Source organism: Marinobacter sp. HL-58 (assembly GCF_001314605.1).
In the GTDB taxonomy this organism is placed as follows: domain Bacteria; phylum Pseudomonadota; class Gammaproteobacteria; order Pseudomonadales; family Oleiphilaceae; genus Marinobacter.
The window spans coordinates 19,966-33,480 of record NZ_LIHP01000001.1 but is presented as its reverse complement, the minus strand read 5'-3'; the positions used below and the strand labels follow the sequence as shown (position 1 = coordinate 33,480).

Genomic DNA, 13,515 nt, shown 5'->3' with positions numbered 1-13,515 from the left:
TTAATGTGCAGCAGGCGCACCAGACAATAACAAGAGTGCCATGACCAGACTTCCCGACCCCAGCCAGAAAATTGCCGACGAGAGTGAGGAAGAGCGGGTTTCCCGACTGCTTACCGGCCTGTCGGCCATGGCTATCCTGTTCCTGTTCGGCATCGGAGCCAAAGCGTGGTTTGCTACCCATGTCACCCATGCTGCAGTGCTCTGGTTCTTTGCGGTGCTAATGGCACTGAACATGCTGCTCTTTGCGCGAAATGGCAATCGACGGCAACAGAAGGTAGGCATGATTGCCATCGTCGGGTTGCTGTTCGGGTACCTGATCGTTACCGGTGGCGAGAGCAACACCGGGCCACTCTGGCTTTATGTGTTCCCTCCCTTGCTGTTCTATCTGACCGACCTCAAGACCGGAACCGCAGTTCTGCTGTTCTGCTATCTGCTGGCGGTTGTGGTTTTCCAGTTCCCGGAATTGCCACTGGTCACCGCGGAATACACCACCGACTTCAAGATTCGCTTTTTTGCCACCCTCACCTTTGAATCCATTTTCTGTTTCGTGCTGGAAGCCAGCCGGCTCAAGGCCCGTAACGAGTTGATGAACCTGGCCAGGGCCCACGAGCACGCCGCCCGTACCGACGAACTGACGGGGCTTTCCAACCGCCGGGATATGCAGCATCGGCTCGGCGCGGAATTCTCCCGGTATCAACGTTCGGGGCACCATTTTTCAATCGCGCTGATCGACCTGGACCTGTTCAAGCACATCAACGATGAGTACGGACACGACGCCGGCGACCATGTCCTTCGCCGTTTTGCGGCGCTTATGCAGGGGGTTATCCGCCAGACGGATGTCGCTGCCCGCTGGGGCGGCGAAGAATTCCTGATCCTGCTGCCGGATACCTCGTTACTGCAGGCCCTGACCCTGGCCGAGCGCCTGCGTGCCGAAGTAGCCAACACCGAGTTCACCTTTGGTGGAGAGCGGCTACCCATTACCATCAGCGCCGGCATCTGCTCCATTGCCAAGGCCGGCTCGGTCAACGAGCTGCTCAAACAGGCTGATATCCACCTCTACAGCGCCAAGGAAGACGGTCGCAACCGCATCGCACCACGTGTACGCACCACCTCGACGGAGGGAGGATTACCGGGTGCCCGCGCTTGAGGCCAGCCGTCTCTGTCGCTATGATCTGTCGCGATTCAGGCAGTGACACGCTGTACACTGCCGTTACCAACAGACAGGACGAATCATGGCATCAATCCGGATTCTGGTTGGCAGTGTGTATGGCGGTGCCCTGCTGACAGCACGTTCACTGAAAAAGCAGCTTGAACAGGACGGTCATCAGATCACGGTCCTTGAAAATCCCGAGCTGGAAGACATAACCGGTAACACCGACCCGATTCTGGTCTGCACATCCACGACCGGCCAGGGCGAAGTCCCCCCAAACCTGCTGCCCTTCTACCTGAGGCTCCGCGAGGAACTGCCCCAGCAACCGGGACGCCCCTTCGGGGTCATTGTCCTGGGCGACAGCTCCTACGGTGAGACGTTTTGCGGGGCCGGCGAACTGATGGAAGAGGCATTGTACGAAACCTCGGCGCGGAAGGTCGGTGATACGCTGCGGATTGACGCCCTGGAAACCACCGAACCGGAACTGGAAGCAGAGCCCTGGGTCCGACAGTGGCTGGAGCATCTGTGAAACCCTGGCAGCCGGACGCGGAAAAATCCCGCCAGTTCTCTCTTGAGCCCCTGGGGGGTTAACGCCATACTGGGCCGGACAACCACAACAATATTGGTTATACGTGCGCCATATTGCTCAGATTTTCGCCCTGACCGGCGTATTGATCATATTGGCTTTCGGAACCCAGGCACGCCCCGCAGAAACGGGGTTTGCAGAGCCGGATATGGACTACATCCGGGTGGCTCCTTCGGAAGAGTTGGATCTCAGAGAAGCACTTGCTTCTGATAGTTGGCAGTCACTGGAAGGCGAAAGTCCGAACTTCGGCTACATCCGAGATACCGTGTGGCTCCGTATTCCTTTATCCGCCCTGTCGACACTGCCTGGTAACCGCCAACTGCTTGAAGTCCGCTATCCCCAGCTGGACCAGATTACTTTCTACCTGCTCGAAAACGGCGTTGTCCGTCAGCGTGTGCTGACCGGTGACCACTTCCCGTTCGATAATCGCCCGATCAAACACCGCAACTTCCTGTTCGCCTTCGACGTGAGCCCGGACAGTGACTATCAGGTGCTGCTCAAGGTGCAGACCCAGGGCGCAATGCAGGTACCGGTCCGGCTCTGGACTCCGGCTGCTTTTTTCGAGGCTGCCTCGGTGGAAGATCAGATGCATGCCATTTACTACGGCATCATGATCATGGTGATTTTCTTCAACCTGTTCGTCTTTATGGCCCTGCGGGAGCGCATGTATCTGCTGTATGTGCTGTCCACCCTGGGGTACCTGCTTCTGATCGGAAGCCTGAACGGCAGTACCTATCAGCTAATCTGGCCGGGCCTGCCCTGGCTGCACAACCAGGCGATGATGCTGACGGTTCCGGGCGCACTGATCTTTACCCTGCTGTTCTCCCGCGCTTTTCTGAACCTCAGATCCACCAGCCCCAAAATGGACAGGCTGGTCCGGTACACGGTCCTCGTCAACCTTGCGGTTGCTGCTACCACGTTTATTACCGATTACAGCATTGCCAGCCGGCTTACCGTTGCCCTGGCCATTCCCAGCTGCCTTCTGCTGACGGTTATCGGCCCGCTGCAATGGATCAGGGGCAACCCCCAGGCCAGCTACTACACCATTGCCTGGGGCCTTCTGACCCTGGGCAGCGCAGCAACCGCCGCCAACAAGTACGGGCTTCTTCCCACCAATTTTGTGACCGTTTATGGCATGGAGATCGGCTCGGCGCTCGAGGCCATATTGCTGACGATTGCACTCGCCGCCAGGCTTTACCAGGAGCGGGAAGATAAAGTCCGGGCACGGGAAGCGGAACTTGCCGCGATGGCGGCGAGACGTTCTGCCGAACTGCGGCTGATTGACCAGGCGCTGCACAACCCGTTGACCGGCCTGCCAAATCGCACTTGCCTGGAAATGATGATCAACGAGCTGATCGCCCGGGAACCGGGCAAGCGATTCTCCATATCGGTGATTCATCTCACCAATCTTCCATCCATTACCAAAACCCTGGGACATCGCAATACTGACAGGCTGATCGAACTGGCCGGCCGACGGTTCAACAGCATCGTCGGCGACCTGCCCGGAATCTGTCCGGTAGAGAGCACGGAACAACAATCGTTTTATCTGGCTTCCCTGGAGTCATCCACCTTTGGTTTTGTGGTAGAAACCGACACCCTGGCCCAGGTCCCGCGCGCGGTTGTCAAAGCCATTGAGGAACTCCGCGAACCCCTCGACTATCTGGGCATGCAATTGCCTCTGGACCCTCGTACCGGTACCGCCATCTGCCCGGATCATGCCACCGATGCCAATACATTGATCCGCAGGGCCTATATTGCCCAGGGCTCTGAAGACGCAAGGGACCGGGGGCTGGCTTTCTACCAGCCGTCTCGGGATTCCTACAGTGCCGACCGACTGACACTGGTCTCGGAACTCAGGCATGCCCTGCAGAACAACGGGCTTGCCCTTTACCTGCAACCCAAAATGTCGCTGAAAACCCGGGAAGTAGTAGGGCTGGAGGCCCTGATACGATGGCCGGAACACAAGAACCGGATTCCTGCCGACGAGATTATTGCCCTGGCCGAACAAACCGGCCTGATCAAACCGCTGACCCGCTGGGTACTGGAGCAGTCACTTGCCATGAGAAGCCGGTTGCTGGAACAGGGTTACAGGCTGGACCTTTCGGTGAACATTTCACCCAACAACCTGAGAGAGCGTGACTTTTCCATGTTCGTGCAACGGTTGATGAGCAGCCATCGCTCCCATCATGGCGCCATTACCCTGGAGGTTACCGAAACCTCGATGATGCAGGACCCGGCCAACTCCCTGGCGGCGCTCAAATCGTTGCATGCCACCGGCATTCCGCTGTCCATCGACGACTTCGGTTCCGGCTATTCATCACTGTCCTACATCAAGCAGTTGCCCGCCAGTGAAATCAAGATTGACCGTTCACTGGTAACCGATCTGGCCACCGAGGCCGGCGACCGGGTGATCGTCAGAACCACGATCGAAATGTGCCACAGCCTGGGCTACAGCGTGGTTGCAGAAGGCGTTGAGAAACAGGAAACCCTGGACCTGCTGGAGCAGATGGGCTGCGACATGATCCAGGGCTATTTCCTCAGCCCGCCCTTGCCATTCGATGAACTGACCGCATGGCTGGACCAACAGCCCCGTCACGAGAAAGGCCGCCAGCTGGGTTAACCGCGGTGGCGTATCAATGCTTCCTGTGTGGTGGATGCCACCAGTCTTCCCCGCTGATCAAAAAAGTTACCGCGATTGAAACCACGGCCGCCCGATGCGCTGGGGCTGTCCTTGTCATAGAGCAGCCATTCGTCCATGCGGAATTCCCGGTGAAACCAGATGGAGTGGTCCAGGCTGGCTACCTGCATCTTTTTGCTCATGAAGGTGACGCCATGGGGATTCAGGGACGTGCCCAGGAACGAGAAGTCAGACGCGTAGGTCAGCAGGCACCGGTGCAGTACCGGATCATCCGGAAGGTGGCCCTGGGTGCGGAACCAGCTCTGCTTGTAGGGCGGGCGGGGCTCCGGCTTCAACGGGTTGACCGGGTTCACGGGGCGGATTTCAATGGGGCGCTCCCGGGTCAGTGTCTCGCGCAGATGTTCCGGTACGTGAGGCGCCAGCAGTTCACCGTATTCCTGCTCCGACTTCAGGGTTTCAGGGTCAGGAGCTGCAGGCATATCCAGCTGATGTTCGAAGCCTTCTTCGGCCACCTGGAATGACATGGAGCCGGTGAGGATTTCCTTGCCATCCTGGCGTGCGATCACCCGGCGCACGGAAAAACTGCCACCGTCGCGAACCCTCTGCACTTCGTAATCAATGGCCATGCTGTGATTGCCCGGACGCAGGAAATAGGCATGCAGGGAATGAGGCAGGCGCCCTTCCACCGTGCGGCTGGCAGCCATCAGAGCCTGGCCCAGAACCTGGCCGCCGAAAACATTGGGGAAGCCGAGATCTTCACTGTCCCCCTGGAAATGGTCATCGCCAATCGGGGAAAGATCCAGCAGATCCACCAGCCTTCTGGTTACTTCAAGCATGCCCGCTCCTGTCAATTTCGTTAGCTCACGAATGAGTTTCTACCGCAAGCCGGGGGTTTTCGCAATCCCGTTGCCGCTGATCAAGGATGTATCGGCGGCACTTCTTTTGACAGGGCCTGTTTCTCCACGGCAAAGCGCCCGGTCACTGCAAACCCGAGCACTTCTCCGGAGTCGGCCTTGAACAGGGCCCGGACATCCTGGCCATCCGCCTCCACATGCCAGCTTCCGGAGGCCCCGGGCGGCGGCGGGCAGACCGCCGTCGGACAACAGGGTGTCTTGACCATCACCGGCATGGTGCCGTACCGGACTTCGGTTCGTTCACCGGTAAGAGTTTTTGCCAGGGCCCGGGCACAGGCCATCAATGGCATAACATACAGCAGAACGTGGCCATCCACTTCCGCACAATCGCCAAGAGCGTAAACATCCGGCACAGACGTTTCCAGCGCCCGATTCACCACGATTCCCCGGTTGGTTTCAAGGCCGGCAGCAGCGGCCAGTTCCGTACGGGACCGCAGCCCCACGGCGGAAATCACCAGGTCGGCATCCAGCTTTTCGCCATTGGCCAGGGTCAGTCTCACACCGTCTCCCCGGGTGGCGATGTGATCGACAACGGTTTCAAGATGGAAGCGGACGCCCAGCTCTTCGAGACCACTGCGCACGGCTTCCGCCGCAGGCGGGGGCAGGAGTCCGGGCATCAGGGCATCAGAAGGGGCAATGACGTCGACTTCATAGTCACCGTTGCGCAGGTCATTGGCAAACTCGCAGCCGATCAGGCCGGCGCCCATGATGGCGACCTTCTTCCGGCCCTGCAGGGCCCTGCGGAACGCGCGATAGTCCATCAGGTCATTGATGGAGAACACGTGCTCCTGACCATCGCCCTTGATCGACAGACGGATCACATCGGCGCCCCAGGCCAGCACGAGTTTGCCGTAGGCCAGACGCTCATCGCCCAGTACCAGTTCGTGGGCATCGGGATCAATACCGGTGACAGTGGTATAGGCTCGCAATTCCAGGTTCAGTTGCTCCGCCATGGTTTCCGCGGAGCCCTGGGCCAGTTCGTCAGCTTCCTTGCCCTTGGTGAAACCGGTGGAGAGCATGGGCTTGGAGTAACTGAAACCATCGTCCGCGGTAACCATCACAATGGAGGCGTTTTCGTCCTGTTTACGGATTTCCTTCGCCAGGGTGTAGCCTGACAACCCCGTCCCGACAATCACGATGGGTGCTTCTGTACTCATTACCTGCTCTCCGGCTCAGTTCGTCTGCAACGGTCTTGTCAACCGATCTCGATCATCTCAAAGTCTTCCTTGCCCACGCCGCAGTCGGGGCATTCCCAGTCATCGGGTACATCTTCCCAGGCGGTACCGGGTTCGATACCGTCGTCCGGCCAGCCCTCGGCCTCATCGTAGATAAAACCACAAACAACGCATTGCCACTTCTTCATGCCACTCCTCCGAAACTCATCAGGGCGCGATGATAATTGTCCTACAATCATGCACGCAAGTCTTTTTGCGCCCGGGGGCGCTGCTTTAACCGGCCATCCATCATACCCATCGCCGGGACATTGACCAATGCCGGCGCAGACGGACTTCAGGCGGGATTTCTGCCAATAGCCACAAATACCGACAGCGCACAGGGATCGCCCCCTCCCTTCAGCGCCCCTCCTCCGGTATAATCGGCCGTTTTACAACAGGACCCGACCGCTATGACCGATACCGTCGCCGAACTGAACCAGGTAATGGCCGACGCCGATTGCCTGGTGAACGAGCAGCAGGTACAGGCCGCCATCCAGAGCCTCGCGGACGAGATTTCCGGGCGCCTCAGGGACACCAACCCCCTGCTGTTCTGCGTGATGAACGGTGGGCTGATTCTGACCGGCCAGCTGTTGCCAAGGCTGGCGTTCCCGGTGCAGGCGGAATACCTCCATGCCACCCGATACCGCCAGGAGACAACCGGCGGCATACTGGAATGGAAACTGCGGCCGGAAGCCGACATGAATGGCAGAACCGTTCTGATCGTCGACGACATACTCGATGAAGGTACGACCCTCTGTGCCATCGCGGATTACTGCCTTGCCCATGGAGCCAAAGAAGTGCTGACGGCCGTGCTCGTGGACAAGCAGCACGACCGCAAGGCACGGCCAGACCTGAAAGCCGACTTTACCGGGCTTGAAGTGGAGGACCGGTTCCTGTTTGGCTACGGCATGGATTATAAAGGCTACTGGCGTAATGCCCCGGGAATTTATGCCGTCAAGGGACTGTAACGCCATCTGCATCCCGCCAACGGACTGGTACCGATCTTTTCCTGCAGCCGGCCTGAAAAATCCTGCCGTCCATGGCCCGCTCGGTTACTGGCTCAAGCTTGAGGGGTCACTGACCCGTGCACTTCAGCTTCAGTGCCGCGAGAGCTTCCGCGTGGATATTCTCCGGGAAGGCTTTGCCCGCCCCACCCTGGAAGAAGCCCGCACCCTGGGCATCCCGATTCGCCAGAAGGCCTGGGTACGCGAAGTCTGCCTCAATGGCGACGACACACCCTGGGTACTTGCCCGCACCATCATTCCGCTGGCCACCCTGGCCGGGCGCGGCCGCCGCCTCCGCAACCTTGGCCGCCGCCCCCTGGGGGCTTATCTTTTCAGCAATCCCGAGTGGCAGCGGGGTCCGTTCGAGACCGGCCTGTGCCAGCGCAGCAACAGCGCCCAGCCCCTGGCGGCACGGCGATCCCGGTTCTACAGTGGCCAGCATCTGCTGCTGGTGGGCGAGTATTTCCTGCCGACCCTGGCTGACTGAAACCCCGCCTTCCGATTCCTCCCTTTCACCCCACCCCTGCGGCTGGCTATAATCCCGGCCCAGTGGAACGAACATCTCTCGAACGGATCTGTCCCATGCTTTCAAACGCCGTGCCCGATCACATCCAGGCCCGCCTTGCGGATTATGCCCGCCTGTTACGCCTCGACCGCCCGATCGGCAGCCTGCTCCTGCTGTGGCCGACCTACTGGGCGCTGTGGCTGGCAGCGGACGGTTTTCCCGGTATCGGCAATTTCATCGTGTTCACCCTCGGCGTTTTCCTGATGCGCGCCGCCGGTTGTGCCATCAACGACTTTGCCGACCGCAAGGTAGACCGCCATGTAAAACGCACCCGGAACCGGCCCCTGACAACCGGCCGGATTGAAGCATGGGAAGCCGTGGCACTGTTTGCCGGGATCTGCCTTGTCGCTTTTCTGATGGTGGTGCTGTTTACCAACACACTGACCCTGTATCTCTCGTTTGGCGGCGTGATTCTGGCTTTTATCTATCCGTTCATGAAGCGCTACACCCACCTTCCGCAACTGTTCCTTGGCGCCGCCTTTTCCTGGGCAATCCCCATGGCCTGGGCGGCCGAGGCCGGTGAAGTCACCCGGATGGCCTGGCTGCTGTTCACTGCCAACGTGCTCTGGACGGTCGCCTACGACACCCTGTATGCCATGGTTGACCGCGATGACGACTTGAAGATAGGCATCAAATCCACGGCGATCCTGTTTGGCGAGGCCGACCGTGCCGTTATCGCCATACTCCAGGCACTGGTGGTGCTGATCCTGGTTCTGGTGGGCCATCAGGCCGAACTTGGCGTATTCTATTATCTGGGGCTTGTTGCCATGGCCTGCCTGTTTGTCTTCCAGCAACACCTGGCCCGCTACCGGGAGCGGGATGGTTGCTTCAAGGCGTTCCTGAACAACAACTGGGCGGGCTTTGCAGTATTCACCGGCCTGCTGGCCGACCTGATCGTACATTAATCCAACAATTCCGGCCCCGGGCTGATCCTGTCATATACTTGTAACACTACCCCGATGTAATGAGTCAGCAACAATACAAGGACTGACACAGGTTAATGCTCATGACTGGAAAAACCGTCCTGATCGTCGATGACGAGGCGCCAATCCGCGAAATGATTGCCGTTGCCCTCGAAATGGCCGACTACAACTATCTCGAGGCAGCGGATGCCCGCGAAGCGCATGCCCTTATTGTAGACAAACAGCCTGACCTCATACTCCTGGACTGGATGCTGCCCGGCACCAGCGGCGTGGAACTGGCCAGGCGCCTCAAGAAAGAGGAGGCGACTGCCGAAATCCCCATTATCATGCTGACCGCAAAAGTCGAGGAGGACAACAAGATCCAGGGCCTGGAAGTCGGTGCCGATGACTACATCACCAAGCCCTTTTCACCCAGGGAACTGGTGGCCCGGCTCAAGGCCGTGTTACGCCGTGCAACGCCCCCGGGCGTGGAAACACCCATTGAAGTGGATGGCCTGACCCTTGACCCGGTGGGCCACAGGGTAACCACCGAAACCGGCGCCCTGAACATCGGCCCCACCGAGTACCGGCTACTTCAGTTCTTCATGACACACCAGGAACGGGTCTATACTCGCTCACAACTACTGGACCAGGTATGGGGCGGGAATGTCTACGTTGAGGAGCGAACCGTCGATGTTCACATACGTCGCTTACGCAAAGCCCTGGGCGACCGCTATGACCACCTGATCCAGACAGTGCGTGGCACCGGCTACCGCTTTTCTACCAGAGCGGCATAGCCACGGCCGGCGCCTTTAATCCCCGCAATGGCCCGGGACTGATTCAGGGGTAGCAGTCATGCAACACAACTGGTCAAAGTACGTGCGATGGATCATCGTATTCCTGATCGCCTGCACAGTGATCGGACTTGTTTTCGACGAGCCGCTCTACGGATTGACGGCCGGCCTACTTGCCTATCTCTGGTGGACCCTGGCTCAGGCCAAGCGGCTCTACCACTGGCTCGGAAACCCCGGGGGCAATGATGAAGCTCCCCAGAGCATAGGGCTCTGGGGGGACATTTTTGATGGCCTCCACAAGCTTCACCAGACGCACCTTCGCACCCAGGACAAACTTCGCGCCCAGATCAACCGGGTTCAGGAATCCACCAATGCCATGCGGGATGGCGTTATCATGACTGATTCCCGGGGCGCCATGGAATGGTGGAATGGTTCGGCGGAACACCTGCTGGGTTTCCGCCGCAGTTCGGACCAGGGCCAGTTCATCCATAACCTGATCCGTAATCCGGCCTTCAAGGCCTACTTTGACTCCCGGGACTACCGCGAGCCCCTTGAGCTCAACTCGCCGGCACGGCCCCATATCCGTCTGCAAATCCAGATCAGCCTGTTTGGCGACGACGACCGTCTGATCGTGGCCAAGGACGTGACCCGCCTCTACCAGCTGGAACAGATGAGGCGGGACTTCGTGGGTAATGTATCCCATGAAATGAGAACACCGCTGACGGTCATCAGCGGCTATCTGGAAACCCTGGTGGACAATGCCGATGACCTGCCCCCCAAGTGGCGAAGAGCCATCACTACCATGGCTCAGCAGTCGTCCCGCATGGAAGCCCTGATTACGGACCTGATTCTGTTGTCGAAGATTGAAACCGGTGAACAGACCATCAGCGATGCGGTAACGGACGTCGGCGCCCTGATCAACCAGATCTGCCACGATGCACGGGCCCTCAGCGGAGAACAGGGCCACGAGTTCAGGATCAGTATCGCGGAACGCCATCTGCTCCGGGGCGACGAAAGCCAGCTGCGCAGTGCCTTTTCCAACCTGATTTTCAACGCGGTGAAATATACCCCGGCAGGCGGGCAGATAACCATTACCTGGAACACGGATCGCGAGGGGGCACACCTGTCAGTGAAGGATACCGGTATCGGTATTGATCCGGTCCACATTCCACGTCTCACCGAGCGCTTTTACCGCGCCGATCCGAGCCGGCACAAGGAAACCGGAGGCACCGGCCTGGGGCTGGCCATCGTCAAGCATGTGCTGCTTAACCATGACGGCCGGCTGGAGATACGCAGCCGCATCGGCGATGGCAGTGAGTTTATCTGCCACTTCCCCCGGGAGCGGCTGGCCGAAAGGCTGCCGGAGACCGCTACCTGACGCCACCGGTTCCCGGCTTAACCACCGCTCCGGAAGCGCGCTATGAATCGGGACAGGTCTTCCAGCTTTTGCGGGTCTTCGTCGACAAAGCGGATGGTTACGCTGACAAAATCCGTATCCTGCCGCTTTTCAACGGCCTGCAGCTGGTGAACGTAACCGTTCAGGCGTGCCACCTGACCCTCGGCCACCTCGATATCCACCACTGCCTGATCAAGAATGCCGGGAAACTGCTGGTCCCGCTTGGCGATCACCCGGACTTCGGTAAGGTTTATGTCCTTGACCACCGACCTGAGCGTGCTGTCCGAGAAACGTACCGAAGCCACACTCATAGCCGGCCTGCCCGAAGCTGACGGCGCAGCCGCTGGTCTGCCCGGACGGGCCGGCTCCGGAGACGCCGGTTCCCGTTTCTGCGTCAACAGCGTAGCGGATTCCCGGAAAGCCTCCGCAGGACCGCCCATGGACTTGCCACTGCGGTCCATGGCGTCCTTGAGCCGCCGCCCCATCACCTTGATGATCTTGTTACTCAACCCTTCCGGGCTGAAGGGTTTGCCAAGATACTCGGACACCCCGCCCTTGACCGCTTCCACGACATGATCCTTGTCACCGCGGCTGGTGATCATGATGAAGGGTACCTTCTCGTACTGGGGCTGCTGACGCATCCACTGCAGCAATTCCAGGCCGGACATCTCCGGCATTTCCCAGTCACAGAGAATCAGGTCGAATACCGTGCGGGACATTAAGGACTGGGCCCGCCGTCCGTTCTGGGCATCGGTGGTTTCGATCACCGGAAAACGCTGGCGCACTGTCCGTTTGACCAGATCCCTGACAAAACTGGCATCGTCCACTACCAGCGCCTTCAGCGTTGCCATGAGTCAGACCTTTTCAAGGGGAAATTTGTCGTTTACGAGCCCAAACTATAGAACAACGCGCTGATCGGGAATAGCCGGGCTACAAAAAGACGACACAGGCAGGGTTGCCGGAAACACCAGGTTAAAGAATTGTCACCGAAAGCGGCCGACAACGGTATTTAAGAGCCGTCAAAACAGGCTACCATGAGCCTGAAACATCCATTCCAGACCGAGGTTCAGCGTGCCCACCATATTCACAGGGACTTTTGCAGGCAAACGGACGATCAGTCACCTTTCACTTGCAGGACTTCTGGCGATGGCAAGCCTGCCCGGCGCCGCCTTCGGCGATGAGCCGGAAAGCTTCCCCCAGTGCATTGAACGGCTGGAAAGCCGTGCCATCAGTGCCGGCGTGTCATCGGAGACCGCCACAGAGGTCCTGGCCAGTGCCGAGTACCTGCAGCAGGTCATCGAGCTTGACCGGCGCCAGCCGGAATTCACCACCACGTTCGCCGACTACCTCAATCGCAGGGTCAATGAGCAGCGGGTCACCGAAGGCCGGGAATTGCTCGAGGAACATCGGGAATTGCTCGACCGTGTTACCCGTGAAACCGGCGTTCCCGCCCCCTACCTTGTGGCTTTCTGGGGGCTGGAAACCAATTTTGGCGCCTACTTTGGCAAAATGCCGGTACCCAGTTCCCTGGCGACACTGGCCTGCGACCAGCGCCGCAGTGAGTTCTTCACCGAACAACTGATTGCGGCTCTGCAGATCATCGACGAAGGCTCCATTGCGCCCGAGCAGATGGAGGGCTCCTGGGCCGGCGCCATGGGCCACGTCCAGTTCATGCCTACCGTTTTTCTGCGCCACGCAGTGGACGGTGATGGTGACGGCAAGCGGGACCTGTGGAACAGTCTGCCCGACGCCATGATGTCGGCCGGCAATTTCCTCGAAGATCTGGGTTGGGATGGTGACTACCGATGGGGCCGCGAAGTCCTGCTGCCGGATGAATTCGATTACGAACTGGCGGATGGTCGCAGGATGACACTCGAGGAGTGGCGGGAGCTGGGCGTCACTGACGCGTTCGGCAACGACCTGGCAGACGAGCCCATCAAAGCCTCTCTTGTGGTCCCGGCCGGCCACCGCGGGCCGGCATTCCTGGCCTACGGGAACTTTGGCGTCATCATGGGATGGAACCGTTCCGAGTTCTACGCCATCGCCGTTGGCCACCTGGCAGACCGGATCGCCGGCGCCGGAAAACTGCAGAACCCGCCCCCGGAAGACCTGCCGGCGCTATCCCGTGACAACATACTCGCCATCCAGCAGGCACTGAATGATGAAGGCTTCGACACCGGCGAGCCGGACGGTATTATGGGCCCCAACACCCGCTCGGCCATCCGGAGCTACCAGTCCGAAAATGGCCTGGTAGCGGATGGCTATCCCGGCGATACGGTATTGGAAGCGCTTGATGTCACACTCTGATGCAACCAGGTCCGTGATCCGAAAATCGATTCCGCGCATAATACC

The 13,515-nt window shown here is 59.3% G+C and carries 13 protein-coding genes; 9 read left to right on the top strand and 4 right to left on the bottom strand.

What is annotated here, in order from left to right:
* The first annotated feature begins 40 nt into the window (after positions 1-40).
* From HLUCCO03_RS00145 to HLUCCO03_RS00135, 3 genes are all read left to right on the top strand, one after another.
* A complete protein-coding gene (locus HLUCCO03_RS00145) occupies positions 41-1,147 on the top strand; it encodes a GGDEF domain-containing protein (protein ID WP_027829936.1) in 1,107 nt (368 codons plus the stop codon).
* 85 nt (positions 1,148-1,232) lie between these two features.
* Complete coding sequence (locus HLUCCO03_RS00140; protein ID WP_027829937.1) at positions 1,233-1,679, top strand: flavodoxin; 447 nt, start codon at positions 1,233-1,235, stop codon at positions 1,677-1,679.
* A 103-nt stretch (positions 1,680-1,782) separates the two neighbouring features.
* Entirely contained in the window at positions 1,783-4,356 is a 2,574-nt protein-coding gene (locus HLUCCO03_RS00135; protein ID WP_027829938.1) for an EAL domain-containing protein, read from the top strand.
* Here the strand turns inward: HLUCCO03_RS00135 and tesB are convergent.
* From tesB to HLUCCO03_RS00120, 3 genes are all read right to left on the bottom strand, one after another.
* Complete coding sequence (gene tesB, locus HLUCCO03_RS00130) at positions 4,353-5,210, bottom strand: acyl-CoA thioesterase II (RefSeq protein ID WP_027829939.1); 858 nt, start codon at positions 5,208-5,210, stop codon at positions 4,353-4,355. The genes HLUCCO03_RS00135 and tesB overlap by 4 nt on opposite strands.
* Before the next feature lie 80 nt (positions 5,211-5,290).
* Positions 5,291-6,445, bottom strand: a complete 1,155-nt coding sequence (locus HLUCCO03_RS00125) for an FAD-dependent oxidoreductase (RefSeq protein WP_027829940.1) — start codon at positions 6,443-6,445, stop codon at positions 5,291-5,293.
* Between the two features lie 38 nt (positions 6,446-6,483).
* Positions 6,484-6,651 (bottom strand): rubredoxin, encoded by a 168-nt coding sequence (locus HLUCCO03_RS00120; protein ID WP_027829941.1) that lies wholly within the window; start codon positions 6,649-6,651, stop codon positions 6,484-6,486.
* Positions 6,652-6,912: 261 nt separating this feature from the next.
* On the opposite strand from HLUCCO03_RS00120, the gene HLUCCO03_RS00115 reads away from it, so the two are divergent.
* From HLUCCO03_RS00115 to phoR, 5 genes are all read left to right on the top strand, one after another.
* On the top strand, positions 6,913-7,470 hold the full coding sequence (locus HLUCCO03_RS00115) for a hypoxanthine-guanine phosphoribosyltransferase (protein WP_027829942.1): 558 nt from the start codon (positions 6,913-6,915) through the stop codon (positions 7,468-7,470).
* A complete protein-coding gene (locus tag HLUCCO03_RS00110) occupies positions 7,451-7,993 on the top strand; it encodes a chorismate lyase (RefSeq protein WP_027829943.1) in 543 nt (180 codons plus the stop codon). The genes HLUCCO03_RS00115 and HLUCCO03_RS00110 overlap by 20 nt, the downstream gene beginning before the upstream one ends.
* 95 nt (positions 7,994-8,088) lie before the next feature.
* Positions 8,089-8,976 (top strand): 4-hydroxybenzoate octaprenyltransferase, encoded by an 888-nt coding sequence (gene ubiA / locus HLUCCO03_RS00105; RefSeq protein ID WP_027829944.1) that lies wholly within the window; start codon positions 8,089-8,091, stop codon positions 8,974-8,976.
* Positions 8,977-9,077: 101 nt separating this feature from the next.
* Positions 9,078-9,770: a phosphate regulon transcriptional regulator PhoB gene (gene phoB, locus HLUCCO03_RS00100; protein ID WP_027829945.1), complete on the top strand. Its 693-nt coding sequence runs from the start codon at positions 9,078-9,080 to the stop codon at positions 9,768-9,770.
* A 58-nt stretch (positions 9,771-9,828) separates the two neighbouring features.
* Positions 9,829-11,145, top strand: coding sequence for a phosphate regulon sensor histidine kinase PhoR (gene phoR / locus HLUCCO03_RS00095; RefSeq protein ID WP_027829946.1), 1,317 nt, complete (start codon positions 9,829-9,831; stop codon positions 11,143-11,145).
* A 17-nt stretch (positions 11,146-11,162) separates the two neighbouring features.
* Here the strand turns inward: phoR and HLUCCO03_RS00090 are convergent, their stop codons facing one another.
* Positions 11,163-12,014: a response regulator gene (locus tag HLUCCO03_RS00090; RefSeq protein ID WP_027829947.1), complete on the bottom strand. Its 852-nt coding sequence runs from the start codon at positions 12,012-12,014 to the stop codon at positions 11,163-11,165.
* A gap of 295 nt (positions 12,015-12,309) precedes the next feature.
* On the opposite strand from HLUCCO03_RS00090, the gene HLUCCO03_RS00085 reads away from it, so the two are divergent.
* On the top strand, positions 12,310-13,470 hold the full coding sequence (locus HLUCCO03_RS00085) for a lytic murein transglycosylase (protein WP_081813454.1): 1,161 nt from the start codon (positions 12,310-12,312) through the stop codon (positions 13,468-13,470).
* Positions 13,471-13,515 lie beyond the last annotated feature (45 nt).

Excerpts from the sequence above, each read along its gene's own strand:
- HLUCCO03_RS00145 (WP_027829936.1), top strand. The coding sequence starts at position 41 with ATGACCAGACTTCCCGACCCCAGCCAGAAAATTGCCGACGAGAGTGAG.
- HLUCCO03_RS00140 (WP_027829937.1), top strand. The coding sequence starts at position 1,233 with ATGGCATCAATCCGGATTCTGGTTGGCAGTGTGTATGGCGGTGCCCTG.
- tesB (WP_027829939.1), bottom strand. The coding sequence starts at position 5,210 with ATGCTTGAAGTAACCAGAAGGCTGGTGGATCTGCTGGATCTTTCCCCG.
- HLUCCO03_RS00125 (WP_027829940.1), bottom strand. The coding sequence starts at position 6,445 with ATGAGTACAGAAGCACCCATCGTGATTGTCGGGACGGGGTTGTCAGGC.
- HLUCCO03_RS00120 (WP_027829941.1), bottom strand. The coding sequence starts at position 6,651 with ATGAAGAAGTGGCAATGCGTTGTTTGTGGTTTTATCTACGATGAGGCC.
- HLUCCO03_RS00115 (WP_027829942.1), top strand. The coding sequence starts at position 6,913 with ATGACCGATACCGTCGCCGAACTGAACCAGGTAATGGCCGACGCCGAT.
- HLUCCO03_RS00110 (WP_027829943.1), top strand. The coding sequence starts at position 7,451 with ATGCCGTCAAGGGACTGTAACGCCATCTGCATCCCGCCAACGGACTGG.
- ubiA (WP_027829944.1), top strand. The coding sequence starts at position 8,089 with ATGCTTTCAAACGCCGTGCCCGATCACATCCAGGCCCGCCTTGCGGAT.
- phoB (WP_027829945.1), top strand. The coding sequence starts at position 9,078 with ATGACTGGAAAAACCGTCCTGATCGTCGATGACGAGGCGCCAATCCGC.
- phoR (WP_027829946.1), top strand. The coding sequence starts at position 9,829 with ATGCAACACAACTGGTCAAAGTACGTGCGATGGATCATCGTATTCCTG.
- HLUCCO03_RS00090 (WP_027829947.1), bottom strand. The coding sequence starts at position 12,014 with ATGGCAACGCTGAAGGCGCTGGTAGTGGACGATGCCAGTTTTGTCAGG.
- HLUCCO03_RS00085 (WP_081813454.1), top strand. The coding sequence starts at position 12,310 with ATGGCAAGCCTGCCCGGCGCCGCCTTCGGCGATGAGCCGGAAAGCTTC.